The following is a 26,360-nucleotide window of genomic DNA, read 5'->3' as shown; positions in this document are numbered from 1 at the left end:
ACTATGACTTTAAAATATGGGTTTAATAAAGTTCTCATCGCCAACCGTGGTGCAATTGCTTGTCGTGTCATCCGTACCCTAAAAAAATTAGGCATTCAATCGGTTGCGGTGTATTCAGAAGCGGATCGTGATTCACTGCATGTGACCTTAGCGGATGAAGCGGTCTTTATTGGTGATGCACCTGCAAGCCAAAGCTATCTCAATGTCGATAAAATCTTAGAAGTGGCGAAACAAACAGGTGCACAAGCCATTCATCCAGGTTATGGCTTCCTCTCTGAAAATGCCGAATTCTGTAATCTGTGTGAAGCTCAAGGCATTGTATTCTTGGGACCAAATGCCGAGCAAATGAAAGCTTTTGGTCTCAAACATACTGCACGTGAATTGGCAATTCAAGCCAATGTGCCGTTATTGCCGGGTAGTCAATTACTCGCTGATGAAGCTGAAGCACTGCTTGAAGCGGAACGTATCGGTTATCCTGTGATGCTCAAAAGTACCGCTGGCGGTGGTGGTATTGGTATGCGTTTGGTGTGGAATGCTGAAGAGCTGAAAGATGCTTACACAACCGTGTCGTATTTAGCGCAAGCGAACTTTAAAGATGCAGGCTTATACCTCGAGAAATTTGTAAAAAATGCCCGTCATATCGAAGTGCAAATCTTTGGTGATGGCAATGGCTTGGTGTTGGCACTGGGTGAGCGTGATTGTTCGGTGCAACGTCGTAACCAAAAAGTGATTGAGGAAACCCCTGCACCACACCTTAATGATACGCAACGTGCCTATATCCAAAATGTCGCGATTCAGTTGATGCAATCGGTGAATTACCGTTCTGCCGGAACCGTTGAATTTGTGATGGATACTGACACACAAGAATTCTACTTTCTGGAAGTGAATACTCGTCTACAAGTCGAACATGGTGTCACTGAGCAAGTCTTTGGTGTGGACTTGGTTGAATGGATGGTGACTTTAGGCAGTGGAGATTGGGTGGCACCTACATCAAAACTTGAGTCTCAAGGTCATTCGATTCAAGTGCGTCTCTATGCAGAAGACCCGATTAAAAACTTCCAACCAAGTGCGGGGCTTTTAACGCATGTCGAATTTGATGCCAATGCCCGTAATGAAACTTGGGTAGAAACAGGTTCAAATGTCTCGTCGTTCTATGACCCGATGATTGCCAAAATCATTGTGACGGCAGATGATCGCGAATCGGCAATCCAAGCTATGACGGATACTTTGGCTAAAACCCAAGTGGCAGGCATTGAAACCAACCTTGAATATCTACAAAACATTATCGATTGCGATGTGTTTAAAGCGGGGACACAAACCACACGCTTCTTAAATACCTTTGAGTGGAAAACTCAAAAGATTGAAGTTCTGCAAGCGGGCATTCAAACCGCCGTGCAAGATGTGACAGGACGTTTAGGTTATTGGGATGTTGGTGTGCCACCATCCGGTGCGATTGATCCGCTGTCTTTAAATGTCGCAAACCAACTATTAGGCAATGTACCGAATACCGCAGGTTTGGAATGTACGCTACAAGGGCCAAGCCTAAAATTTCATTGTGATAGTCAAATTGTGCTTGCTGGTGGTGATATGCCATCTACTTTGGATGGCGTTCAAGTTCCAATGTGGCAAACTGTCAATGTACGCAAAGGTCAGGTGTTAAAATGTGGCAAGATCGCCACAGGTTGTCGTACCTACATTGGCATTAAAGGCGGTCTAAATGTGCCTGAATATTTAGGCTCACAAGCGACTTTTACCTTAGGTCAGTTTGGTGGTCATGCAGGGCGTAATTTATTGATTGGCGATATGCTTCCAATCACGGCATTTACATCCGATGAAGTAAAAGCATTAAATGAAGATCAAATCCCAACATTCTCAAATACTTGGGAAATTGCGGTGATGTATGGTCCACATGGTGCACCTGATTTCTTTACCAAAAACGACATTGATACTTTCTTTGCCAATGAGTTTGAAATTCACTTTAACTCAAGCCGTACTGGTATCCGTTTGATTGGTCCAAAACCTGAATGGGCACGTCAGGATGGTGGTGAAGCGGGTCTGCATCCATCCAATATTCATGACAATGCCTATGCCATTGGGGCGATCGACTTTACTGGGGATATGCCAATTATTCTTGGGCCTGATGGTCCAAGCCTAGGTGGTTTCGTGTGCCCTGCGGTGGTGATCAATTCTGAATTATGGAAATTGGGTCAGCTCAAAGCCGGTGATAAAGTTAAATTTGTGCCTGTGAGCTACCATCAAGCCAAATTGCTGAATGAAAAATATCATGCGCAATTAACTGCCCAAGATACGCAAGCGGTGACTTTTGATGAAGCATTTTATCCTGAAATCAGCACACTGAAATCTGCCATTTTAGATACCCTAAAAGGTCAAAATGGCACGCCTGATGTGGTGTATCGTCCTGCCGGTAACAACTATATGTTGGTGGAATATGGCGAGTTAGTTTTAGATTTAAACCTGCGTTTCCGTATTCATGCGCTGATGCAATGGGTGAAAGATCAAAATATTCAAGGCATTATTGACCTGACACCGGGCATTCGTTCACTGCAAATTCATTTTGATTCGACCCAACTCGATCAGATGGATTTATTGCGTATGCTTCAAGTGGCAGAAGAGCAACTGCCTGATGTGACCGAGATGCAAGTGCCATCACGTACCGTGTATTTACCACTAGCTTGGGAAGATTCACAAACACAACTTGCCACTGAGCGTTATATGCAAACGGTACGACCTGATGCGCCGTGGTGTCCGGACAATATCGAATTTATCCGTCGTATTAATGGCTTAAAAGACAAACAAGCCGTGAAAGATGTGGTCTATAACGCCAGTTATTTGGTCATGGGCTTGGGTGATGTGTATTTGGGTGCACCTGTAGCAACGCCACTTGATCCGCGTCAGCGTTTAGTCACCACCAAATATAACCCTGCACGGACATGGACACCTGAAAACGCTGTGGGGATCGGCGGTGCATATATGTGCGTGTATGGCATGGAAGGTCCAGGCGGTTATCAGTTTGTCGGTCGTACCTCGCAAATGTGGTCACGCTACCGTAAAAACCCAGACTTTGAACAAGGTATGCCGTGGTTACTGCGCTTCTTTGACCAGATTAAGTTTTATGAAGTGTCTGAAGCGGAACTCATGCAAATGCGTGAGGACTTTAAAGCAGGCCGTTTAAAACTGCGTATTGAAGAAGGTGTATTGAACTTAAAAGAATACAATGACTTCTTAACTGAAAACCAAGAGTCCATTTCTGCCTTTAAATCGGTGCAACAAGCCAACTTTGATGCAGAGCGCCGTCGCTGGCATGAAGCAGGTCTTGCAGAATATGTCTCTGAAAGCCTTGATGCTGTGAATGATGGTGAAGGTGTGGAAGTGCCTGCAGGCGGTTGTGCTGTTGAGTCGCATATGCCGGGTTCAATCTGGAAAATTGAATGTGCTTCAGGCGATATTGTGGAAGAAGGTGCAACGCTTGCTGTGATTGAAGCGATGAAGATTGAGATTCCGATTATTGCGCCTGAGCGTATGCGTGTCGATGCGATTACCATTGAAAAAGGGCAGACGGTGAAAACGGGGCAGGTGTTGTTTACCTTGGCGCCAGTGGCTTGATGAAATAGAAAAAAAACCGTCCGTAAGGGCGGTTTTCTTATTGAATTTCAAGAATAATTTTGGTATATCTTTATTTGAGAATATTTAGGCAAGCGTTGAGCTTGGGCGACGTTCCATTAATAGGGCTGATCACACTGTTTGTATGGTTGGGCATTATGCTCAGTAATGAATTAGGCTATAAAAAGTTTAACTTATTAAATCAATCAACTCAGTCACTGGAGGTATCTATGAAGGAAGCAATCAATTTAAATCGCAACAACAAATTATTCAAACAGGCAAGCATGTTTGAAAATGTACAAATGAGTATCGTTGGTGTGATCAGCTCCCAATTTGGGGCGTTTGCCTAAGTGTTCAAAAATCATGAATTACACTTTTCAATATGATTAAAAATTCTTTCACATAATTGTTTAGCTTTAGGTGTAAGTTTCCAATCAGAATACTCATCAAAATCTTTAATAATTTCACGACAAAATTTTAATTTATCTTTAATAGTTCCTACGCCAGTACCATCAGCAAAAGCTGTTTTGGTTGTAGTTGATGTTGGTTTTTTAATTTTTTCATCAATTAATCGACCAATACCATATTGAGCATTATCGAAATAATCATCTTGAGTAATATGATCAATTAAAGAAATATCATAGCTCGGTTTGACTTGTTTAAGACGAGGAAATTTTGCTTTAACAACTCGGATAATTGAGTCTTTTGGCAAAGTATTCTCGGTTTCTTTGCAATCTAAAATAATTAAATTATCTTTGTTTAATTCCTTTCTTAAGAATTTTATTTTCTCAGAATTTTTTTGTATATCACCATCAGCGATTAATAGCATATCACTGGCAACGGCAGTCGCACTTTGACCTCGGTCTTGTTGTAGAAAACTGATCCTTTCTTCTCTAGTTTTAGGATAATCATCATCAAAAGACCAATGTGTTAAATTACTTCCTGCGTATTCCACAAATGTATAGTGGTAATTTGGCATAAAACGGCGATAATTTTTATAAAGCTCTTCATCGATTTTTTCTAATTCTGCTAAATACTTTTCCATATATTTAATGATATAGAGCCGATCGGTAATGCCTTCTACCCAAATCGTACAGTTAGCCAAATACACAGAAGAAGGACGTACGCCTAATGATGCAAGTAAGTCACGATCACGGTCGCAACGATAAATTTTAAATTCGAATTCGTTTGGATTATCTTCTTTCGGTTGCTTTACAAACTTCTGAATCATGACTTGGTCAGATTCATCTGCCATATCGAGTAGATGATTGGAATGCGTTGTGAAGAAATAATAGTGTTTAGTTTCATTCAAATAAAAGTTCATTAACTGACGAACCATACCTGCATGCATGTGAAGCTCAGGCTCTTCAATAAAGAAAGCATGAGTTTCTAAGTTACCTTCTTTGTCTTTGCTTTTTATATATGCTTCATAAGTCAAAATGATTGCTTGTTGCAGACCATCACCGAGTTCAAATATAGGACGTTGAGCATCATTCCCAATCTTGATATTTACAACATCTTGATCATGTTTAGGTATGAGTGAAACAGGTTCATTATCAAAAAAATATTGACTTAATTTTTCTTCATAACTTTTAATAATTTCACGTTGTTCAGGTTCACCTAGAAGATGAATTTTTAGCTCATGATATAAACACTCACCAGTAATAATATTTTTGGCATTGAATTTATTGGTATCAATAAAATAATCTTTTTGAGCACGATCTATGTAAGGTTGCTTATTTTGAAGGTCAGTTACAGGTCGCATACCACGTAGAATAGGGATGTAAAATTGATTTAAAAATACTTCTGAAATTTTAGAAACTTGCTCATCGGTTATTTCGAAAAAATTATAGTCCATAAACAAGTTTGCTATTTTACTATCTCGTTCTAAAGTACTTTTGATTGAAGAGTTTAGGAATATTAACTGACTTGTCTTACTTTGTTCTAAATCTTTGATCAAATCTTGGTAATTATTTTTTATATTTGAAAAGCTAGAGGTGTAGCCAAATTCTGCCTCTAACTCTGGTAAACGTATCTTAAGGATATTTAAATTTTTTACTAATTCAGGGAAATTATAAAATCCACTTGGGTAATTACTCATAAAAAGAGTTCTTAAAAACCTACTTTTTCCTGCATTATTTTTTCCTATGAAAAAATTAAGCCTTTTTATTTCCAATAATTGATCATTTTGTACTTCATTATCAGAAATGTAATTCTCTAAACTTTCAGCCCAATAATATAATTTTTCAGTCATAAAAAGCCCCCAAATATGGGAGCTAATTTAGCATTAATTCATTACTTTTCAAATGAGTTGCGAAATAGTGATTAATTCAAATCTGGTTGTGTTTGTTTTAGAAGTATAATCCCTAGATAGATAACGGCCTGAATCTTTCAGCCACACTTTGATGCACACTCGAACCCCAATGGTGCAAAATAGCCTATTTTTTAGGCATACTTAAAAAATAAATCATCCTTGTTTTGCCTCTTTTTACGTATGTAATTAATTTCCCACGCATTCTGCTTAAATCTATTCTATTTTTATATTGTGGCACGCTTAATGCTTTTATTTACATACAACATAAATAGAGGAGAGCAATACACTTGATCACTCATAATCACAAACATCGGTTAACCATTCATGTATAAAAAGAATAGCAAGGACATGAGCAATCAAAATGGAATAAACCGGTGAAATACAAAACTTACTTTTGCTTTAGAACAAGCCCCATTTCAATCTTATGGGGCTTTTTTTCGCCCTTTTAAGCAAGTTTATTTACCTCATCCAAATAACTAAAAATTGGCACGCTTTCTGCATTTTCCTAAGTAATACGAAATTCTGGTTTTGTAATATTCCTAGGAGATGCACATGAACAATCTGACCTCAAATAAAAAAATGCATCCATGGCTTCACTTTCTGGTTGAGCTGCTCAGCGTACGTGCAGGCTTTCACATTAAACAGTCTTCACAATACCAACAACCCAAGGATCAACATCGTGCCTAAACAAAAATTGGCACGGATCAGTATTACCGTGCCAGAAACAACGCTGCATGCAATGGATCAAAAAATTGTCGAGCAGCACTATGAAAGCCGCTCGCAGGCCATAGTCGACATGATTAATCGTCACCTGATTGATGATCTGGTGATTCGCGATGAAGTCATGGTTGGCACACTCACCTTGCTCTACGACGTCAGTCTAAAACCGCTGCGCAGTCAGCTGGTCGATCTGCAGCAGCAGTATCTGGCGCAAGTGATCAACTCACTTCATATCCAGCTGGATGATGAAAAAATCCTGCAAGTCATGCTGATGCAGGGCGCGAGCAGTGATCTGAAAGAAATTAGCGAACAATTTATTGCACTGAAAGGCGTGATTAAAGTGCATCTCGAACTGATGGATGCCGTCATGCCGCCTATTCCACAAAATACCGAACACACTTAAGGAGAACAGCTGTGCACAACTTATGGACTGTACAGGACTGGCAACACGCCTACCAGAATAACAATATCCAGCTTAGTGACCTGATTGAGTATGTTGCCGGGTTGAAGAATGACGATCATGCCTGGATTTCAATTGCGACGGCAGCACAATTACAGGCACAAATTGATGCATTAACTGGTGCAGATATTGAAAGCTTGCCACTTTATGGAGTGCCATTTGCAGTCAAGGACAATATTGATGTTGCAGGGTTCTATACCACAGCAGCATGTAAAGAGGCAGCTTATCTGGCGACTTCCGATGCAACCGCAGTAGCCAAATTAAAAGCTGCCGGCGCGATTGTCGTGGGTAAAACCAATCTGGACCAGTTTGCAACGGGTCTGGTCGGTGTGCGTTCTCCATACGGTGCGGTTAAGAACAGCTTTAATCCTGAATACATCAGTGGCGGTTCAAGTTCCGGTTCCAGTGTAGTCGTCGCAAAAGGATTAGTGCCATTTTCACTGGGTACAGATACTGCTGGTTCAGGACGTGTACCAGCAGGGCACAATAACATTGTCGGACTCAAACCGACCAAAGGCTGGTTCTCGACTACAGGCCTGATTCCGGCTTGCCGCACCATCGATGTAATTTCGATTTTTGCCTTAACGGTGGATGATGCCTGGCAGGTGGTGCAAGTCATGCAGGGCTATGATGCCAGCGATGAGTATTCCAGAACGCATCCTCAAAATGTACCGAGCCAATTTTCAAAAGGGAAAATTGCCATTCCAGATACACTGGAATTTTATGGCGATGCTGAAACTGAAAAAGCGTTTAATCTAGCGATCGCACGTGTACAAAGCTTGGGTTATATGGTTGAGCCGATTGATTTTGCTCCATTTCAACAACTGGCAGCGGCCTTGTATAACCGCTCTTGGGTGGCTGAACGTACCAGTGCCATGGAAAAAATGGTGCAACGCGAGCAGACCCATCCGGTCATTGGCCAGATTATTGCGCAGGCAGACCGGTTCAATGCGGTCGATGTCATGCAGGATGAATATGAACGTGCCCACCTGAGCCGTGTTATTCAAAATACACTGGCAGATTATGATGCCTTGATGGTGCCTACTGCACCCACCATTTATCGCATTGCAGAAGTAGAAGCCGATCCTCTGGTAAAAAACAGCCACATGGGCGCTTATACCAATTTTGTCAATTTTGCCGACCTGTCGGCTTTGGCATTACCAAATAGCATTCGTGCTGATGGTCTTCCAACGGGTGTGACCTTTATTGCGCCAGCCTGGATGGATGAAGCACTGGCCAAATTCGGGCAAAAATGGCAGCAATCGAGCCAGTTAAAGCTAGGCACCTCTGAACTTAGCTATGAAAAAACAACTGAAATCTCATCGGATCACAGCGTCAAACTGGCTGTCGTCGGTGCACATCTAAGTAGAATGCCGCTGAACTTTCAGCTGACCACACGCAGTGGCACCCTGATCAAGCAGACCCGGACTGCTTCGCATTACAAACTCTATGCTTTAAAAAATACCACACCACCAAAACCCGGCCTCCAATACAACGCGAAAGGTTGTTCAATTGAAGTCGAAGTCTGGGACATTCCGCGTGCACTGTTCGGAGACATTGTTGCAGAAGTTCCGGCACCATTGGGGATCGGTAATGTTCAGCTGATTGATGGTACTTGGGTCAAAGGCTTTATCTGTGAAGGCTATGCACTTGAGGATGCAACAGATATTAGTCATTTCGGTGGCTGGCGCGAATTTATGAAATCTAAACAACTTTCAAATACCAAATTTAAATGTGAATGCATAGGGGAAGTCGCAAAATGATCAAAAAAGCACTGATGTCAGTTTCCGTACTGTCTGCAATCCTTTTAAGCGGTTGTGACAATACCGCTAAAGTACCTGAACCAAATGCCAAGGCTGAAGGTACTGTAAATACTCAACCCATCCGGATTGGTTATAGCGACTGGCCGGGTTGGGTTGCGTGGCAAGTTGCGATTGAAAAAGGCTGGTTAGAGGAAGCTGGAGTCAATGCTGATTTTAAATGGTTTGACTATTCAGCCTCACTTTCAGCTTTTGCTGCCAACCAGCTGGATGCGGTCATGGTCACTAATGGTGATAATCTGGTCACTGGCTCTGGCGGGACCAAGGGCGTGATGATCATGGCGACCGATTATTCAGCTGGAAATGACGTGATTATTGCCAAGAATGGCATTAATTCGATTCAGGATCTGCGCGGTAAAACCGTAGCCACTGAAAAAGGTCTGGTCGATCACTTGTTACTGTCCACTGCACTGGATGATGCCAAAGTTGGCCTGAATGAGGTCAAACTGGTCAATACCATGACCAATGAATTGCCACAGGTTTTTGCCACTCCCGATATTGATGCGATTGCAGTATGGCAGCCGGTGGCAAATCAGGCTTTATCTGCTGTTGCCGGTTCCAAGATTATTTTCACCTCTAAAGACAAGCCTGGATTAATCTACGATACCTTGACCGTGAATCCAGCCCATCTGGAAGCCAATAAAGAGCAATGGAAAAAGGTGATTCAGGTTTGGGATAAAACTGTCAAATACATCAATGACCCGGCGACTCGTGAAGATGCTGCACAGATCATGTCCAAACGTGTCGGTGTCGATGCGAAGACCTATATGCAGTTCATTGATGGCACGCATTTGCTGGATCTGGCCGCCAACAAGAAAGTCTTTACCAAAGGTGATGGCTTCGACTCGATCTATGGTTCCAGCTACCATGTGAACAAGTTCAATGTGGCCAACGGCATTTATACGACTGAAATGAATGTGGATGGTGTGATTGTTCCGACTCTGTTACAAGAACTCAAATAGAGCATGCCGCCTCATTGGGGAATGTAATCTAGACCCATAAAAAAATCCCCGGATTGGGGATTTTTTATTGTTAGATGAATATTAAAATATTAAAGCTGCGTACTTTTGGAAAAGACATTGATAAAAATAATGCCAATGATCATAAACGCCAGACCGATCAGCGCGGGAAGATCCAGTTGCTGTTTAAACACCAAGAGGCCAACCGTTGAAATCAAGATAATGCCGGCACCAGACCAGATTGCATAGGCAATGCCCATCGGAATGGTTTTCATGGTCAGTGACAGGAAAAACACGGCAACGGCATAACCGGCAATGGTGGCAAGTGAAGGCCAGAGCACGCTAAAACCATTGGAAGCTTTCAATGCAGAAGTAGCAATGACTTCTGCAATAATGGCAATCGACAGATATAAAAAAGACATATTTCTCCCTATAACGCCCGTTCTGCATGCTGCATCAGGTGATCCTGTTCTGACTTCAGCCAGATTTCAGCCTGTGTAGTCGTGGGGGTTGTATATTGAAATTGGTAATCCGGCTGGTATATATCCAGCTCAAAAATCAGGTCAATGTCGCGACCATCTAAAATGACGTGCTGAACCAGACGGGTTTCATCGAGAACTTCAAAATTTTCCAGATTAAAGGCTTTACCTGTTTCATTGCTGCGAGTGCTATAAGTTTTACTTTGACCATCAGTCCCGATAGAAACTTCAAAACTTTCCACCAAGGCAAACACGGTCGGATCGACAGCTTTCAAATCCATTTGAGCTACTGCACTTTGCACTTCAGGCAAACGCGTCAGGGCATAGGCAATATGATCAGCACAAATGATCAGGCCACCATCCATTTCCAGTTCCTGACCAGATTGAACATCAAGCGCAGACTGAAGCCGCAGCCCTAAAAATAAACCGTGCTGTACCTGCTGGCGCCAGTCTTCGACATACACATTACTTGGAGAAAATTCCAGAATGCAGTTGCCAATCGCATGCAACCTGGCTGGTTCCGGCCATTGCACATGATTCTGGTAATTGGCGTAGTCTTTCACGTCCCAGGACAAGAGTTGGCTAGCGTTATCCCAAAACGTATTGCCAATCCAGCCTTGGCGTTCCTGAACAGCAGTTCCCGTCTGGCTTTTTAGACGAAGATCAATGGTAAAACTGTGCGACTGAAACCAGTACACAATGGTATTTTCATCAGTTAGGCCATTATAAAAACTGATGCTTTTACGCCGAAATGCCCCATATAAAAAGCCCGGAATAATCTCTGGCTGAGGGGTAGTGGGCTTTAAAGTTTTAATTACTTCAAACAGATTCATGATGCTGTCTCCGCCTGTTCTTCAAGTCCAAAAGAAGAAAGTGGTACAGCATTTTTTAAGACCAGTTCACCGCTAGCAACGCGATGTTTTAAATATTGAAAGGTCTGGGCGGTCTGATTAAATAGATGCTCGCCCCCGATCAGGGCAGAATATTTGGAATTTTCAGTGTGAATAACCGGTTCAATCACGGTGTCATAATTGCAGGCGCAAAACAGCGGGAATGAATAACGTTCTTCCGAGACCTTTTTCACGCGGTGCTTGGTGGCGAGATATTTACCATTTGACAGAATTTCCATCATGTCCCCGATATTCATCACCAGGGTATTTTCAATCAGGGGGATGTCGATCCATTCACCGGCTTTATTCAAAACCTGTAAGCCGGGCGCGGTGGGTAACAGCAGGGTAAAGCATTCATAATCGGTATGTGCGCCAATACCTTCGGCATCTTGCACTTCCGGATTATAGGGATAATGAATCAAACGTAGCTGACTTGGTGCATCAGTAATTTTGCTTTCAAAAAAATCCTCACGAACGCCCAACGCCAGTGCAAAGGCAGAAAAAATCTGCCGGCTGATCTCACGCAGATGGCTATAGTATTGGCTGACAATAGACTTGAAATCCCGATGGTCTGGCCATAAGGTGGGCCCAAGTAAAGGACAGTCTTTTCTTACCCCCTGATAATCATAATTGACATCATAGGCTTCTTTTAAATCATAACTGTTGCCGGCAAACTGCTCTTCGCCAATTGGCACATAGCCGCTATGATTTTTTGATTTGCCAATATAGTGCTGCATTTTGGTGTCCAGATCCTGACAAAAATAGGACTGGGCCATTTCAATCAGGTCTTTGGCGTAGTCAAAATTAAACTGGTCGCCTTGCAGATAGAGAAATCCAACTTCTTTACAGGCATGATCCAGAGCATGAGCAACTTCAATACGATCGGCTAAATCCGGACTTTGCAATTTTGAAATATCAACCAGTGGGAGTACATATTGCGCTTGCATGACAATCACCTCTAATGTTGGTCGTCCAACACAGCGATTAAAACCTTCGGGTCGTCCCAAAGGCATTTTGGATAAGATTATTTATTGCTGCTGACCTTGGTCATACGCGGAATGACCGGCAGTTCTGCCAGTGCCGGATCCAGTTCATCTTCCTCAGCATGCACCAGATAATCGACACGTTGTCTTAACTGTTTAAATTCAGGACTAAGCATGACGTCTGGATGGCGTGGACGAGGTAGATCAACTTCGATAATTTCCTTGATTTCACCCGGATTGGCTTTCAGTGCCACAATCCGGTCGGCCAGTAAAATGGCTTCATCCATATCGTGAGTCACAAAAATGATGGTGATGTCGATATTTTGCCAAAGATCCATCAGATGACGCTGCATTTTTTGCCGGGTATGTGGATCAAGTGCCCCAAAGGGTTCATCCATCAACAGGATTTTCGGTTCATTGACCAAAGCCCGGGCAATCGCAACACGCTGTTTCATCCCGCCAGACAGCTCATGCGGATACTGGTTTTCATACTTTTCCAGACCAATGATATTGATCCATTCACGTGCTTGTGCTTCTGCCGCTGCACTACTTTGGCCTTTCATGCGCGGACCAAACATGACATTTTCCTTGACGGTTTTCCATGGAAACAGGGTATAGCCCTGGAACACCATGCCACGCTCTGGACTTGGGCCGGTAATCGGCTGGCCATCCACCAGAATCTCACCACTGCTATAAGGATCCAGACCGGCGACTACACGGCTAAAGGTTGACTTGCCGCAACCGGAAGGCCCAATCACACAGATGAACTCCCGCTTATGAATTTTCAAATCAAGGGCATTTAAAACCGTACGCTCGGTTTTGCCATGACTGAATGATTGGGTCAGCTGTTTGGCTTCCAGAATCACCGGACGGCTATAAATCTTGTCAAAGTATTCGCGGGTATTAAATTCAGTGTTTTGCATCAGTTAGCTCCCGGTTTCCATTTAAATAAGCGTTGTCCCAGTTTCATTAAGATCACATCACACAGCAGACCAATCACCCCGATAATCAGGATGGCGGCAAAGACATTATCAAAGTTCTGATAGCGGGCTTGCTGGGTAATAAACCATGTGATTCCTGAGGTACTGCCGATTAGTTCTGCTACGATCAGGTAAGTCCATGCCCAGCCCAGCAACACACGCAGATTGCGGTAAATTTCAGGCAGGGCGGCAGGAATCACCACATGTAACAGACTTTTCAGTTTATTGGTGCCCAGAGTAAAACCGGCTTCAATCAGGCTGCGATCCACCAGACGTGTGGTATTGGCAATAATCAGGATTTGCTGGAACAGGGTTCCAATCACAATAATGGCAATTTTGGGTGCATCATTGATTCCGAGAATTGCGACTGCCAGTGCACCAAAGGCCGGAGCAGGCAAATAACGAAAAAATTCGACAAAGGGCTCGATCAGCTGGGAAATTTTATTGGAAAACCCGCATAAAATACCGAGTGGAATACCAACTAAGGAAGAAATAAAGAACGCGGTAAAGACCAGCTTGATACTGTGCCACAGGCTTTCATGAAACCAGGGCGCATTGGCCTGAGCCGGCTCCGTGGTAAAAGCTGTGATCAGTGCAATTGCCACTTGATGCGGTGCAGGCAGATAAATCGGGTTGACCAGAATACCCTGCGGCGGAGCCAGACCTTGATCTACTGCAGATTGCGCAGCAGAAAAAAACTGGTCTTTATCAATACGACTCTCGACCTGTAAATAGGCAACACTACCAGAATCAGTAATTTGGACTTGTGGATGCCAAATAAATGGCAAGTAGCTGACTGCACACCAAATTAAAATTGGTATTAAAAAAGACCCCAAGCCAAACAGTAATTTATTTCTTTGACTGAGTTCACGTGCAACGTAACTCATAGTGTTGCCCCTCAATATTACAAATTTTATAAAACGTAATACTAAATAAGCAAAATGGATGCCATTTCATACCAAATCATGAAATGACTCTTAAAAGGATTTATTTTTTAGAAAAAATTAGCAGACAACTCTTAATCATATTTAAGAAGTTAGATCAGAATGCAGAGATTTTTAATCATTTTCTGGAAAATAGACTCAATAAAAAAGACCCGAAAAATCAGGCCTCTTTTTTCAGTAGCATTATTTAGCCAATAATGTCTGCATGCTGGTTTTGCAAGCTATAGATGCACTGCTGCGCAAGCTGTTTTTTCTCGGCTGCGGTCATTTCAATATCTTCCCATTTCTGCATCTGCTGCAAAAGCCAGATAAAATCATCGACTTTCGGTTCGGCACTTTCCCCAACAAAATTCCGGATGATATTCTTGATCTTGTAAAAGTCATAAACATGCCGCTGGGCGGAACATTCAAACTGAATAATCTGATAGTCCACCAGCATGTCCCATACTTCGGAAAGATCAGGGCGCTGCTTTAAATCATCCTGCGCTTTTTGTACTGCCTTGACCACTGCCTCTACAGTAAATGGATGCTGTTCTGCCCATTCCTGGGTCATGGCCAAGACTTTATCGGCAACTTTTGGAATGACATTCTGGCTCGCCGCAACGATAAAGCTATAGCCTTCAAGTTTGGCCTGAATATTCCAGGGTTCTCCCACACAAAAACCATCGAATACCTGTTCCGAAATTCCTTTTACCATGGAAGGCGGTGGGGACGTCATCAGCTGGATATTCTTGGCCAGTTGTAGATCAGTCAGCGCCAGCCATTCTTTTAAACAGTAATGGTGAATTGAATATTTATACACATAGGCCAGATTGATGGGATGATTCTGTTGTAAAGCCTGTACCAGTTTCTTTGAGGTATTCTGTTCATCATCCCCAGGCTGGATGCCGAGTTCATAGCACCAATCCTGGCGCAGGCTAATAAAAGCCTGATTCACGCTCAGTACTAGAGGGGTTTGCAAAGCCACCTGTAACTGGTCTGTGCCCAGGGCAGCAGCGGGCAACATGGCGGATAGACAATGTGCAGCATCCAGAAAGCCATAGGCCAGACGGTCACGCAAACTTGACCAGGAGGCTTCACGGATTAAATTGATGGTTAATCCTTGCTCAGCAAAATACCCCTGTTTTTCGGCCCAGAGAATGGCAACACAATCAAGTAAAGGAATATAGCCAATATTGAGTTCAGTTTTTTCTAATGTGGACATATGCTTTTCCTTATTGGCCCAATAACAGCTTCTGTGCATCCAGTAAGCGTCTGGCCATTTCACCAATGGTAATCCGGTGACTCATGGCATTTTTACGCAATAAAGCAAAAGCTTGCTCTTCCGTTAATGCATGCAGCTGGATGAGCAACGCTTTGGCTTTATCGATATCTTTACGGTCAATCAGTTTGTCCTGGGTTTCTTTTAAATCATTCAGCAGCTTTTTATGCTTGCGAAACTGTTCAATTGAAATTTCCAGAATGCTTTCTAGTTTGGTGGGATCAATACCATCGACAATATAAGCCGTGATTCCGGCATCAATCGCACTTTTGATGGTGTCTTTATTGGAGTTCTGGGTAAACAGCACGGTCGGAAGTTCATATTGGCTGACACAGCTTTCAATAATATCCCGATGCGGATGATCCATATTCAGCAGGATCACATCTGCATGAATACCCTTAACATGTACCATATTCAGGTCATTCAGGATTAAACAGGCCACCACCTGAAAATCATGTGAAAGTAAGGATTCCTGGATGAATTGGGCGCGCTCCAGATCATCATCAATAAGAGCAATTCGTAATTTGGACATGGAATATTTTCAAGTAAGGCCTAAGGAATATTCAAGCAGGAGTAAAGCAAAAAACATGCCATTAAATTGGTGCATAAAATTCTATTTTTCTGTTCAATTTAGTGCATAGCTTTAGGGATTTCAGCTGATGGCTAATCAAAATGAAGCGTTTAGGTAGATCATCTGCCTGAAATAAGGCGTTTTCTTATTGGAAAAGTTGGCACGATTTCTGCATTTATTAAATCGTCAAAGATGACTTTCAATACTAACAACGGCCAACGATGTCCGTTCTGATCGTAATTGCACTTTCAAGGAGTGTGATTGGTATTTCGTTCAGCACAGGATAAATGACATGGTCAGTTGTTCAGCAATACAAAACGCACAAGCGTTTCAACCCTTCCTCCAGCATTACAAAGCGCTGGGTTGCGGTATTTACAACATATTCAATCAGCAGACATATCAATGCCTAGACGTGATATGCGGCTTTTTATCATCTTTAAAAAAACAATAGTTGGAGTGCAGATATGAAAATTCTCATGATTGGGCATGGCATGGTGGGGCATAAATTCATCGAATCTGTACTGGAACAGGCCGGTGATGACATTGAGCTGACCATTTTGGCAGAAGAGCCACATTTAGCTTATGACCGGGTACATTTGACCGAATATTTCAGCGGCAAGTCGGTCAAGGATCTGAGTCTGTGTCGTAGTGATTTTGCCGATGCCTATGGCATTGATTTGCGAATTAATACTAAAGCGGTTGAAATTGATCAGCTCAATAAAACCGTCACCACCAGCCAGGGTGATGTGCTGAGTTTTGACAAGTTGATTCTTGCCACCGGCTCTTATGCCTTTGTACCGCCAATCCCGGGCAATGACCGTCAGAATTGCTTTGTTTATCGTACCATTGAAGATCTTGATGCCATTCGTGCAGCTAGCCTGAATGCAAAAACCGGCGTGGTGATTGGCGGCGGTTTATTGGGTCTGGAAGCAGCAAAAGCACTACGTGACCTGAATCTGGAAACCCATGTCGTAGAATTTGCTCCGCGTCTGATGGCGGTGCAGATTGATGAGCTGGGCGGCCGGGTACTGCGCTCTAAAATTGAAGACCTGGGTGTCAAGGTACATACTCAAAAGGCCACCTCGAGTATTGAAGATGGTGACAGCGCTCAGCATGTAATGAAGTTCGGAGATGGTTCGGTACTTGAAACCGATATCATCCTGTTCTCGGCCGGTATTCGTCCGCGTGATGAACTGGCGCGCCAGAGCGGCCTTCTGATTGGTGAGCGTGGCGGCATCATCATTAATGATTATTGCCAGACCTCACATCCGGATATTTATGCCATTGGTGAATGTGCACTTTGGGATAATAAAATTTATGGTCTGGTTGCACCGGGCTATGACATGGCCCGTATCGCGGTGAAACACGTACTAGGACAAGAAAGTCATGCATTCGCTGGTGCAGACATGAGCACCAAACTTAAACTGATGGGGGTGGATGTTGCCTCTATTGGTGATGCACACGCCATGTCCCCAGGTGCCTTGAGCTATTTCTATGCTGATGAAGCCGCGCAGGTTTATAAAAAAATCGTGGTGTCAGCAGACAAGACCAAGCTGCTGGGCGCGGTGCTGGTGGGCTGTGCCAAAGAATATAGTGATCTCCTGCAAATGATGCTAAATGGTCTGGCTGTACCGGAGCAACCGGAAAGCCTGATCATGCCGGGCTTTGATCAGTCAACCTCCAAATCAGGTGGCAGTGGCATCGATTTATTGCCTGACAGTGCGACCATCTGTTCATGTAATAACGTTTCCAAAGCTGATATCTGTTCAGCCATTGATGGCGGTGCAACTTCATTGGGTGCATTGAAAAAATGCACGCAGGCTGCAACAGCGTGCGGTGGCTGTGCGCCACTGGTAACGCAGGTTCTCAAATCTGAATTACAGCGTCAGGGTGTCACGGTGAACAATCACCTGTGTGAACACTTTGCCTATTCACGTCAGGAACTGTATCACCTGGTTCGTGTGCATGAGATCAAGACATTCTCTGACCTGATTCAGCAACATGGGCACGGCATGGGCTGTGATATCTGTAAACCGACTGTAGCCAATATTCTGGCATCCTGCTGGAATGATTTTGTTCTGAAACCAAGTCATGCCGGTTTGCAGGATAGCAACGACTACTACCTCGGCAATATCCAGAAAGATGGTTCCTATTCGATTGTGCCACGTGTGGCAGGCGGCGAGATTACCCCGGATGGTCTGATTACCATCGGTCAGATCGCCAAAGATTATGGTCTATATACCAAAATCACGGGCGGACAACGAATTGACATGTTTGGTGCGCAGGTACATCAACTGCCTGAAATCTGGGAAAAACTGATCAATGCCGGTTTCGAGTCCGGACATGCTTACGGCAAATCCTTACGTACGGTGAAATCTTGTGTGGGTAGTACCTGGTGCCGTTTTGGAGTCGATGATTCTGTCGGCTTGGCGATTTTCCTGGAAAATCGTTATAAAGGCCTGCGTTCACCGCATAAAACCAAAATGGCAGTATCCGGCTGTACCCGTGAATGTGCAGAAGCACAGAGCAAGGATGTCGGTGTCATTGCCACGGAAAAAGGCTGGAATCTATATGTATGCGGAAATGGCGGCATGAAACCGCGCCATGCTGAACTGCTCGCCTCGGATCTGGATACTCCCACACTGATCAAATATATCGACCGCTTCTTTATGTTCTATATCCAGACAGCAGACCGTCTGCAGCGCACCAGTGTGTGGCGTGACAATATGGAAGGCGGGCTGGACTATCTCAAAGATGTCATTGTGCATGATTCGCTCGGCATTGCCGCTGAACTGGAAAGCCGTATGCAGCATGTGATTGGCACTTATCAGGATGAATGGCGCACTGCGATTGAAGATCCTGAAGTGCGCAAACGCTTTAAGACTTTTATTAATGCCAAAGTAGCCGAGCAGAATGACCCGCATATTCAGTTTGCGCCTGTACGTGGCCAGATTCGTCCAAAGACAGAAGCTGAACGTGATTTAAACCGTATTCCAGTGGTTGAAGCCTAAATACCACAGTCAGGGAGAATGAAAATGACAATTTTAAAAGACATGAACGAACTGAACTGGTACGAAGTCTGCAATCTGGATGAGATCACTCCGAATACCGGTGTGGCAGCCCTTATTGAAGATCAGCAGATTGCAATTTTTCGCGTGGGTCAGGAACAGCGGGTTTATGCACTCAGCAATCAGGATCCGTTTAGTCTGGCCAATGTCATGGCACGTGGCATTCTGGGTGATCTGCAAGGTGAACGTGTAGTCGCATCCCCAATTTACAAGCAGCATTTCAGTCTGGTGACCGGTCGTTGTCTGGAAGAACAAGAGCAGAAATTACTGGTATTTCCAACCCGAATTGAAAATGGCAAAGTTCTGGTGAGTCCGACTCCACAAAAAACTTATATTTCCAGTAATGGTCAAAACACAGAGCGCTTAAAACTGGTACTGATCGGGAATGGACTGGCGGGTATGCGTTGTCTGGAAGACTTGCTGGATATGGCGCCAGATCGTTATGACATTACCGTGATTGGGGAAGAGCCATGGGGCAATTACAACCGGATCATGTTGTCACCGGTATTGTCTGGTGAGAAAAGCTTTGCCGAAATTATGCTGCATTCAGCCGACTGGTATGCTGAAAAAGGCATTCGATTCATTGCTGGGGATGCTGCCATCGCTATCGACCGTTCGCGTAAACAGGTCCACACCCAAAAAGGCGAAGTCGTTGCTTATGATCGTCTGATTCTCGCCACTGGTTCCAAACCCTTCATGCCACCTATTCCGGGTGCTGAACTTGAAGGCGTGATTAGCTTCCGGGATATTCAGGATGTTAACCGCATGCTGGATTACTGCAAAACCAAGCAAAATGCCGTCGTGATTGGAGGTGGGTTGCTGGGTCTAGAAGCAGCTTATGGACTGAAGCAGCAGGGGATGAATGTAACTGTGCTGCATCTGATGGACCGTATTATGGATCGTCAACTGGATATGAAAGCCAGTCAAATGCTGAAAAAATCAATTGAAGATAAAGGCATCCGAATCATCACTGAAGCCAACACCGAAGAGCTGCTCGGTATTGATGGTCACGTGACTCAACTGCGACTAAAAGACGGGACAATGCTGGATGCCGATTTGGTGGTCTTCGCCGTCGGGATTCGACCAAATAAAACCCTGGCTGAACAGGCTGGTCTGCGCTGCAATCGTGGGGTGCTGGTGAATGACACCATGCAAACCTATGACCCGAGTATTTATGCAGTGGGGGAATGTATTGAGCATCGTGGTCAAACCTTTGGACTGGTTGAGCCATTATGGGGACAGGCCTTTATCTGTGCGACACATCTGGCTGAACATGGCCGACTGACCTTTAAGGCACCGACTGTTCCGACCCAACTCAAGGTCAGTGGATGTGATGTCTTCTCGGCAGGAAATTTTGAACCTCAGGATGATTTTGAAGATATCGTGCTGAATGATGAGAGGCGTCAGATTTATAAACGGATCATCATTCAACAGGACAAGGTCATTGGTGCTGTGCTATTTGGCGATACCGAAGATGGGGCTTGGTATGCAGAACTGATTGCAGACCAGACACCAATTAGTAATATCCGCAGCAAACTGCTTTTTGGTCGGGATTTTGCATTAAAAAAGGCAGGGTAATCGGATAAACCTCCTCCAAACCCTCTTTGAAAAAGAGGGGAACCTCCCTCCTTTGCTAAAGGAGGGTTGGGGAGGATTAAAACTTTTGAGATATAGAAAATATTTAAATCAAACCTGTAAAAACTAGATATCAGCGATTTGGTGAAACACGTGAATTTGGATGATTAAGGAGCACAGCAGCAATGAATAGTATTCCGGTTATGGAACTACATAGCTCTACTGAATCCCAAATAAAAACTACTCAGACGACCTGTCCTTATTGTGGAGTAGGCTGTGGCGTCATCGCGCACGTAAGCCAAACCCCGATGGGTGAAAAGGTTCAGGTTGAAGGCGATGTTCAGCATCCTGCGAACTTGGGCAAGTTGTGTATTAAAGGCAGTCATCTCGCCGATACACTTAGTCTAAAAACCCGACTTCTGCATCCGATGACTGGTCGAAAAGAACAGCGGCAAATAAGCACTTGGGATCATGCCATTTCAAGTATTGCCAATAAATTTCAGCAATGTATTGATCAATATGGACGCGACAGCATCGCCTTTTATGTCTCTGGCCAGCTTTTAACTGAAGACTATTATGTGGTGAACAAGTTTGTAAAAGGCTATCTCGGTACTGCCAATATTGATACCAATTCAAGACTGTGCATGTCATCTGCTGTGGCAGCGCATAAACGGGCTTTTGGCGAAGATCTGGTACCGGCCAGCTATACAGATTTTGAGCAGACAGAAATGGTGGTTCTGGTCGGATCCAATACCGCCTGGTGCCATCCGGTGCTTTATCAGCGCATTATGAAAGCCAAAGAAGAGCGGGATTTATTCGTGGTAGTGATTGATCCACGCTTTACCGCAACCTGTGAAGCGGCAGACTTACACTTACCCATTTTACCCGGTCAGGATGTCGCGCTGTTTAATGGCTTGTTGCAATATCTTCAGCAAAATGGTCATGCCGATCTGGATTTTGTTACACAACATACTCAAGGTCTGGAGCAGGCGCTTGCCAGTAGCTCGACAGAGTCATCACTTGAAAGCGTGGCTCAACGAACTGGGATTACTATTGAAAAATTAACCTTATTTTTTCAGAAATTTGCCCAGACCGAAAAAATCATGAGCCTGTTTTCCATGGGCGTAAACCAATCCTCTCAAGGCGTAGACAAGGCCAATAGCATTATTAACTGTCATTTATTGACAGGAAAAATAGGCAAACCCGGTTCGGCACCTTTTTCCATGACCGGTCAACCGAATGCGATGGGTGGACGGGAAGTCGGTGGGCTGGCCAATATGCTGGCCAGCCATCTGGATTTGGATAACCCGCAGCATCAGCAACTGGTGCAGGATTTCTGGCAAAGCCCGGTCATCGCGCGGCAGCCCGGATTAAAAGCGGTAGATTTATTTCAAGCGGTGGAAAGCGGAAAAATCAAGGCCATCTGGATTATGGCCACCAATCCGATCGTGAGTTTACCCGATGCAGATCAGGTTAAACGCGCTCTGGAGAAGTGTGAATTTGTGGTGGTTTCCGATATTTGTCTCGACACCGATACCACGCAATATGCCGATGTACTGTTACCGGCTCTAGGTTGGGGCGAAAAAGATGGCACAGTCACCAATTCGGAGCGCCGTATTTCACGGCAAAAGGCCTTTTTGCCGGCTCCGGGTGAAGCCGAAGCAGACTGGTGGGCCATTTCCCGGGTGGCTCAGGTCTTAGGTTTTCGCGGTTTTGACTTTAACAATAGCCATGACATTTTTCTGGAACATGCCCGTTTATCTGCCTATCAGAATGGTTCACTTTCGCAACGCGCAGATACGCCAAATTTCCGCTATTTCAACCTGCAAGGTTTAACTCATCTCAGTTTTGCAGAATATCATAATCTGGCACCGATCCAGTGGCCGGTTTGGGATAAGCAAGAAGTTCATCAGGTTGGTCAACTATTTAGCCAAGGCCAGTTTAGTTATGCAGATGGCAAGGCCAGATTAGTGCCGACAGTTGCCGCCAATCCCATACATGCTATTTCTGCTGAATATCCGCTGATCCTGAATACCGGACGCATTCGCGATCAATGGCACACCATGAGTCGTACCGGATTATCTGCCAGTTTATCCCAGCATCGTACTGAGCCTTATTGTGAGTTGCATCCGCACGATGCGCTGAAATATGGCTTGAAAGATGCCGAGCTGGTCGAGGTGAAATCCGCTTGGGGAAGTTGTGTACTCCGTGTGCAATTTTCACAAAATATGCGACGTGGCCAGATTTTTGCACCGATTCATTGGAACGACCAGTTTGCGTCCGATGCGCGGATTGGCAAAGTGGTGAATCCGGTAGTTGACCCGATTTCTGGCGAACCAGAATTTAAGCATACTCCAGTGATGATCCAGCCATTTTATACCCAGTGGCAGGGCGTGCTGTATGTGCGGGAAGGCTTTGAGCAGCAGATCCAGACCATAATTGAAAATACGGTGTGGTGGAGCAAAATTCAAACCACTCAGGCCATCCGGTATGAACTGGCAGACCGGCGCAGGTTTTCTGACATCACCGGGCAGATCAAGAGCCTGTTAGCCTTTGATGATGAAAGCTTTGAATGGCTGAATCTCGAAGATCAAACGGCGCATATCAGTCATAGTGTGGTGCTTCAGGATGGCCAGTTAATTGCCAGTTTTTATATCGCACCGGCGGCATTATTGCCAGATCGTGACTGGGTGGCAGGCCTGTTTAGACGTGAACGTCTGAGTGCATTACATCGTAAAGCATTGCTGGCAGGTCAGGCCATGTCGATGGGAAATAGTGAAGGGCCATTAGTCTGTAGCTGTTTTAAGGTCGGCAAGAACCGAATTATTCAAACCATTAAAGATAAAAATATCACGCATGAAAAACAGGTGACTGCATGTCTAAAAGCCGGAGGAAATTGTGGTTCATGTTTGCCAGAAATTAGAGGCCTGATTAAAGCCTGCCAGACGGAGTACATAGAATGAAAAGAAGAGTGATGAAGACGGTGTCTTATCCGGAAACCGATGTGGTGATCCTGGCCGGCGGTTTAGCGCGGCGCATGAATGGCATCAATAAATTGCTGCACAAATTTGATGATGAAATCCAGCTGATTAAAATCCATCAGCAGTTGAAGTCCCGGGCAAGCAAAGTTTGGGTCAATAGCCATCGGGATCATTCCATTTATAAACGGATGATTCCTTCGATCGACTTTTATCAGGACGATGAACCGGGTTTTCAGGGACCATTGATGGGCATGAAGAGTGCCTGGTCATATGTACAATCTGATTATGTGCTGTTCGTGCCTTGTGACGTGACCTATATCCCCAAAAAGGTCATTTCACGTTTACATCAGGCCTTGCAACGACATCCTTTATCTGAAGTGGCGGTAGTTGAAATCAATGAAAAGGCATTGTTTCCATTCTGTCTGATGAAACGCAGCAGCTTCCCCACGCTTATCCAACACCTTGAAAATGATCAGCACAGTTTAAAACTCTGTTTTGCTGACATGCATATGCAGCGGGCAAGTTTTAAAAATCGTGCCCTGTTTTTCCACAGTATTAATTCATTTGACGAGCTACAGCAGCATCAACAGCTTAACTTTCTTTAGCATTTAAAATGCTAAAAGCCGAATCATCATATTCTGGCTCACCAAAATATTGCTTTTTTTATTTTTCGAACAAAATTTCGGACTAAAAAAGAACAAATATTATCCATTAATATTCATTAAACATAAATTTGTGCAAAGTTGGAACACTTATTGCTTATTCATTGTGAAGAAATAGGGCAGTAAATCAAGACTGTTAAGTAACCGTGCAGATCTCATCATGGACCGCAGCAATGAACAGCATGACAGCTTTAGCACCTCGCAGTATCTTTCAGGATCAGTTTGGACGCCAGAAACGTAAGTTGCGGATCTCGGTGACTGACCGTTGTAATTTCAAATGCAGCTATTGCATGCCTGAACATCCGGAATGGATGAATAAAAAAGATTTGCTCAGTTTTGAAGCCCTGTATGCTTTTTGCGAGTTTATGGTGCGACACGGGATTGAGCAGATCCGGGTGACGGGTGGCGAACCGTTGATGCGTCAAGGCATCGTTCATTTTATTGCCCGCTTACAGACATTGAAAGCCTTTGGCCTGAAACGTATTTCCATGACCAGTAATGGCCATTATTTAAAAGATTATGCTCAACCGCTTAAACGCGCAGGACTCGATGATCTGAATATCAGTCTGGATAGTCTTGATCCAAAGCAGTTTCAGCAACTGACCCAAAAACAGTTACAGCCTGTACTTCAAGGTATTTCTGCCGCACAGCAGGCAGGTTTGACCGTCAAGATCAATAGTGTGCTCATCAAAGGCATCAATGACAATCAGATTATTCCTTTGGTGAAATGGGCACAGCATCAGGCTATAGAACTGCGTTTTATTGAGTTTATGCCCCTCGATGGCGATCAGAAATGGAATCCGTCTGATGTCATCAGTGAGCAGGATATCCTGGATCAACTGAAAACTGAATTTGATGTCCAGGTATCTAAAGGACAAGGCGCCAATCCAGCCCGTGGCTATTTGGTCAATGGGCAGCCTTTGGGGATTATTTCCACCATTACCCATTCATTTTGCAGTGATTGTGACCGTCTGCGCCTCAATGCCCAAGGTGAATTTTATAACTGTTTATTTGCCAGACAAGGCCTGAACCTTAAGGCAGATATCGAACAACTGGCGCTGGATCATTTCGCCACACAGACATTTCAGCACAAGCTCCACGCTTATATCTGGCATAAAGAGGCCGGCTTCCATGCGATCCAGCAATCACCAATACAAAAGCCGATCCGAAAAATCAGCATGCACAGCATTGGAGGGTAAATATGTCACTCACTCAGCAAAAATTAATTCATATCAAAATAGAAGCCTTCGGTGCGATTGAACGACAAATTCCCGCAGATTTAAATTTGCAATGCGAGTCTGAAATTCATGTTTCTGAAGTCCTGAACCAGTTGCTATCCCTCTATCCCGATATACAGCCCATGCTGGAACGTTGTGCCTGTGCAATCGGTGAAGACATTATTTCCAGACAGAATGTTTTAAATCGTGACAGTACGCTGGTGCTGTTATCGCCGGTAGCAGGAGGCTGAGATGCAACTCAAGTCACTAAAACAATTTGCCCGAATCCAGCAGACTGCTTTTAGTCTGGAGGATTTTGATGGTATCCAGCATTTTCCGGAATGTGGTGGAATCGGCATCTTTGTCGGAACAGTACGTAACCATCATCAGGGGAAAGCTGTGCGTGCCCTGAAATATACCGCCTATGCGCCTGTGGCTGAAAAAATGATTCGTGAAATTGAACAGCAGATCCAGATCAAATACCAGGTGTCTTATGTGCGGGTAGTGCACCGTATTGGTGAGCTGGAGGTTGGGGAAACAGCCATTATTGCTATGGCTTATGCGGCCCATCGTCGTGAGGCCTTCGCTGCCTGTGAGGAAGCTGTGGAACGGGTGAAGCATGAGGTTCCGGTCTGGAAAGAAGAGTTTTATCTGGATGGTAGCAGCCAGTATGTGGAAGGCTGTTGTATTCGAAAAGATCATGGACCTGAAACTAATCACTCTCATCATGCAGAAGAAGCGCATTGTCACCATCACCATGTAGCAGAACACGCTTGCCAATCACCATCTAATTAAATGCGTCCAATGAGGATGCATAAGATGAATCACTTTAAAACAGATTTTAAAAATTAGCCT

General features: G+C 44.2%; 21 protein-coding genes. 13 read left to right on the top strand and 8 right to left on the bottom strand.

The genetic code is table 11. The features are described from left to right. The first annotated feature begins 3 nt into the window (after positions 1–3). A complete protein-coding gene (gene uca, locus G4D73_RS02445; protein WP_213687305.1) occupies positions 4–3,624 on the top strand; it encodes an urea carboxylase in 3,621 nt (1,206 codons plus the stop codon). A gap of 101 nt (positions 3,625–3,725) precedes the next feature. Then, positions 3,726–3,971 (top strand): hypothetical protein, encoded by a 246-nt coding sequence (locus tag G4D73_RS02440; protein WP_213687304.1) that lies wholly within the window; start codon positions 3,726–3,728, stop codon positions 3,969–3,971. Between the two features lie 11 nt (positions 3,972–3,982). On the opposite strand, the gene G4D73_RS02435 is transcribed toward G4D73_RS02440, so the two are convergent. Continuing rightward, the gene (locus G4D73_RS02435; RefSeq protein ID WP_213687303.1) at positions 3,983–5,875 is read right to left on the bottom strand and encodes an AAA family ATPase; all 1,893 of its coding nucleotides are present in this window, start codon (positions 5,873–5,875) and stop codon (positions 3,983–3,985) included. 612 nt (positions 5,876–6,487) lie between these two features. On the opposite strand from G4D73_RS02435, the gene G4D73_RS15595 reads away from it, so the two are divergent. Genes G4D73_RS15595 through G4D73_RS02420 form a run of 4 tightly spaced genes read left to right on the top strand, consistent with a single transcriptional unit; the run spans position 6,488 to position 9,897 of the window. Further along, complete coding sequence (locus G4D73_RS15595; RefSeq protein ID WP_266100015.1) at positions 6,488–6,622, top strand: hypothetical protein; 135 nt, start codon at positions 6,488–6,490, stop codon at positions 6,620–6,622. Further along, positions 6,615–7,058: a CopG family ribbon-helix-helix protein gene (locus G4D73_RS02430; protein ID WP_213687302.1), complete on the top strand. Its 444-nt coding sequence runs from the start codon at positions 6,615–6,617 to the stop codon at positions 7,056–7,058. The genes G4D73_RS15595 and G4D73_RS02430 overlap by 8 nt, the downstream gene beginning before the upstream one ends. Positions 7,059–7,069: 11 nt before the next feature. After that, positions 7,070–8,878, top strand: coding sequence for an allophanate hydrolase (atzF, locus tag G4D73_RS02425; RefSeq protein WP_213687301.1), 1,809 nt, complete (start codon positions 7,070–7,072; stop codon positions 8,876–8,878). After that, positions 8,875–9,897: an ABC transporter substrate-binding protein gene (locus G4D73_RS02420; RefSeq protein WP_174894393.1), complete on the top strand. Its 1,023-nt coding sequence runs from the start codon at positions 8,875–8,877 to the stop codon at positions 9,895–9,897. Before atzF ends, G4D73_RS02420 begins: the two co-directional genes overlap by 4 nt. Before the next feature lie 89 nt (positions 9,898–9,986). Here the strand turns inward: G4D73_RS02420 and G4D73_RS02415 are convergent, their stop codons facing one another. The 7 genes from G4D73_RS02415 to G4D73_RS02385 all read right to left on the bottom strand — a co-directional run bounded on the left by G4D73_RS02415 (position 9,987) and on the right by G4D73_RS02385 (position 15,963). Then, positions 9,987–10,316, bottom strand: a complete 330-nt coding sequence (locus G4D73_RS02415; protein ID WP_213687300.1) for a DMT family transporter — start codon at positions 10,314–10,316, stop codon at positions 9,987–9,989. Positions 10,317–10,324: 8 nt separating this feature from the next. After that, positions 10,325–11,206, bottom strand: coding sequence for a hypothetical protein (locus G4D73_RS02410; RefSeq protein WP_213687299.1), 882 nt, complete (start codon positions 11,204–11,206; stop codon positions 10,325–10,327). Beyond that, complete coding sequence (locus G4D73_RS02405; protein WP_213687298.1) at positions 11,203–12,210, bottom strand: isopenicillin N synthase family dioxygenase; 1,008 nt, start codon at positions 12,208–12,210, stop codon at positions 11,203–11,205. Before G4D73_RS02405 ends, G4D73_RS02410 begins: the two co-directional genes overlap by 4 nt. Positions 12,211–12,287: 77 nt before the next feature. Next, positions 12,288–13,169 carry an ABC transporter ATP-binding protein gene (locus tag G4D73_RS02400; protein WP_044110889.1) on the bottom strand — a complete coding sequence of 294 codons (882 nt, stop codon included), beginning with the start codon at positions 13,167–13,169 and terminating at the stop codon, positions 12,288–12,290. Next, complete coding sequence (locus G4D73_RS02395; RefSeq protein ID WP_213687297.1) at positions 13,169–14,113, bottom strand: ABC transporter permease; 945 nt, start codon at positions 14,111–14,113, stop codon at positions 13,169–13,171. The genes G4D73_RS02400 and G4D73_RS02395 overlap by 1 nt, the downstream gene beginning before the upstream one ends. Before the next feature lie 244 nt (positions 14,114–14,357). Continuing rightward, positions 14,358–15,374, bottom strand: a complete 1,017-nt coding sequence (locus tag G4D73_RS02390) for a CmpA/NrtA family ABC transporter substrate-binding protein (RefSeq protein ID WP_213687296.1) — start codon at positions 15,372–15,374, stop codon at positions 14,358–14,360. A gap of 10 nt (positions 15,375–15,384) precedes the next feature. Then, the gene (locus G4D73_RS02385) at positions 15,385–15,963 is read right to left on the bottom strand and encodes an ANTAR domain-containing response regulator (RefSeq protein ID WP_004280362.1); all 579 of its coding nucleotides are present in this window, start codon (positions 15,961–15,963) and stop codon (positions 15,385–15,387) included. Positions 15,964–16,466: 503 nt separating this feature from the next. Here G4D73_RS02385 and nirB point away from each other — a divergent pair. From nirB to G4D73_RS02350, 7 genes are all read left to right on the top strand, one after another. Further along, positions 16,467–19,013: a nitrite reductase large subunit NirB gene (nirB, locus tag G4D73_RS02380; protein ID WP_213687295.1), complete on the top strand. Its 2,547-nt coding sequence runs from the start codon at positions 16,467–16,469 to the stop codon at positions 19,011–19,013. Positions 19,014–19,037: 24 nt separating this feature from the next. After that, a complete protein-coding gene (nirD, locus tag G4D73_RS02375; protein ID WP_213687294.1) occupies positions 19,038–20,648 on the top strand; it encodes a nitrite reductase small subunit NirD in 1,611 nt (536 codons plus the stop codon). Positions 20,649–20,830: 182 nt separating this feature from the next. Then, positions 20,831–23,608: a nitrate reductase gene (locus G4D73_RS02370; RefSeq protein WP_213687293.1), complete on the top strand. Its 2,778-nt coding sequence runs from the start codon at positions 20,831–20,833 to the stop codon at positions 23,606–23,608. After that, positions 23,605–24,231: a molybdenum cofactor guanylyltransferase gene (gene mobA / locus G4D73_RS02365; protein WP_180086994.1), complete on the top strand. Its 627-nt coding sequence runs from the start codon at positions 23,605–23,607 to the stop codon at positions 24,229–24,231. The genes G4D73_RS02370 and mobA overlap by 4 nt, the downstream gene beginning before the upstream one ends. Positions 24,232–24,461: 230 nt before the next feature. Beyond that, on the top strand, positions 24,462–25,487 hold the full coding sequence (moaA, locus tag G4D73_RS02360; protein ID WP_213687292.1) for a GTP 3',8-cyclase MoaA: 1,026 nt from the start codon (positions 24,462–24,464) through the stop codon (positions 25,485–25,487). Between the two features lie 2 nt (positions 25,488–25,489). Further along, positions 25,490–25,756: a MoaD/ThiS family protein gene (locus tag G4D73_RS02355; RefSeq protein ID WP_004280351.1), complete on the top strand. Its 267-nt coding sequence runs from the start codon at positions 25,490–25,492 to the stop codon at positions 25,754–25,756. Position 25,757: 1 nt separating this feature from the next. Next, positions 25,758–26,300 (top strand): molybdenum cofactor biosynthesis protein MoaE, encoded by a 543-nt coding sequence (locus tag G4D73_RS02350; RefSeq protein ID WP_004646997.1) that lies wholly within the window; start codon positions 25,758–25,760, stop codon positions 26,298–26,300. Positions 26,301–26,360 lie beyond the last annotated feature (60 nt).

The organism is Acinetobacter sp. WY4 (assembly GCF_018438165.1).
Taxonomy (GTDB): domain Bacteria; phylum Pseudomonadota; class Gammaproteobacteria; order Pseudomonadales; family Moraxellaceae; genus Acinetobacter.
The sequence above is the reverse complement of the archived record's forward strand: the minus strand, read 5'-3'. Positions and strand labels throughout refer to the sequence as shown.

What these genes read in the sequence shown, in the direction of transcription:
- uca (WP_213687305.1), top strand. Translation starts at nt 4, where the DNA reads ATGACTTTAAAATATGGGTTTAATAAAGTTCTCATCGCCAACCGTGGT.
- G4D73_RS02435 (WP_213687303.1), bottom strand. Translation starts at nt 5,875, where the DNA reads ATGACTGAAAAATTATATTATTGGGCTGAAAGTTTAGAGAATTACATT.
- G4D73_RS15595 (WP_266100015.1), top strand. Translation starts at nt 6,488, where the DNA reads ATGAACAATCTGACCTCAAATAAAAAAATGCATCCATGGCTTCACTTT.
- G4D73_RS02420 (WP_174894393.1), top strand. Translation starts at nt 8,875, where the DNA reads ATGATCAAAAAAGCACTGATGTCAGTTTCCGTACTGTCTGCAATCCTT.
- G4D73_RS02415 (WP_213687300.1), bottom strand. Translation starts at nt 10,316, where the DNA reads ATGTCTTTTTTATATCTGTCGATTGCCATTATTGCAGAAGTCATTGCT.
- G4D73_RS02410 (WP_213687299.1), bottom strand. Translation starts at nt 11,206, where the DNA reads ATGAATCTGTTTGAAGTAATTAAAACTTTAAAGCCCACTACCCCTCAG.
- G4D73_RS02405 (WP_213687298.1), bottom strand. Translation starts at nt 12,210, where the DNA reads ATGCAAGCGCAATATGTACTCCCACTGGTTGATATTTCAAAATTGCAA.
- G4D73_RS02400 (WP_044110889.1), bottom strand. Translation starts at nt 13,169, where the DNA reads ATGCAAAACACTGAATTTAATACCCGCGAATACTTTGACAAGATTTAT.
- G4D73_RS02395 (WP_213687297.1), bottom strand. Translation starts at nt 14,113, where the DNA reads ATGAGTTACGTTGCACGTGAACTCAGTCAAAGAAATAAATTACTGTTT.
- G4D73_RS02390 (WP_213687296.1), bottom strand. Translation starts at nt 15,374, where the DNA reads ATGTCCACATTAGAAAAAACTGAACTCAATATTGGCTATATTCCTTTA.
- G4D73_RS02385 (WP_004280362.1), bottom strand. Translation starts at nt 15,963, where the DNA reads ATGTCCAAATTACGAATTGCTCTTATTGATGATGATCTGGAGCGCGCC.
- nirB (WP_213687295.1), top strand. Translation starts at nt 16,467, where the DNA reads ATGAAAATTCTCATGATTGGGCATGGCATGGTGGGGCATAAATTCATC.
- nirD (WP_213687294.1), top strand. Translation starts at nt 19,038, where the DNA reads ATGACAATTTTAAAAGACATGAACGAACTGAACTGGTACGAAGTCTGC.
- G4D73_RS02370 (WP_213687293.1), top strand. Translation starts at nt 20,831, where the DNA reads ATGAATAGTATTCCGGTTATGGAACTACATAGCTCTACTGAATCCCAA.
- mobA (WP_180086994.1), top strand. Translation starts at nt 23,605, where the DNA reads ATGAAAAGAAGAGTGATGAAGACGGTGTCTTATCCGGAAACCGATGTG.
- moaA (WP_213687292.1), top strand. Translation starts at nt 24,462, where the DNA reads ATGAACAGCATGACAGCTTTAGCACCTCGCAGTATCTTTCAGGATCAG.
- G4D73_RS02355 (WP_004280351.1), top strand. Translation starts at nt 25,490, where the DNA reads ATGTCACTCACTCAGCAAAAATTAATTCATATCAAAATAGAAGCCTTC.
- G4D73_RS02350 (WP_004646997.1), top strand. Translation starts at nt 25,758, where the DNA reads ATGCAACTCAAGTCACTAAAACAATTTGCCCGAATCCAGCAGACTGCT.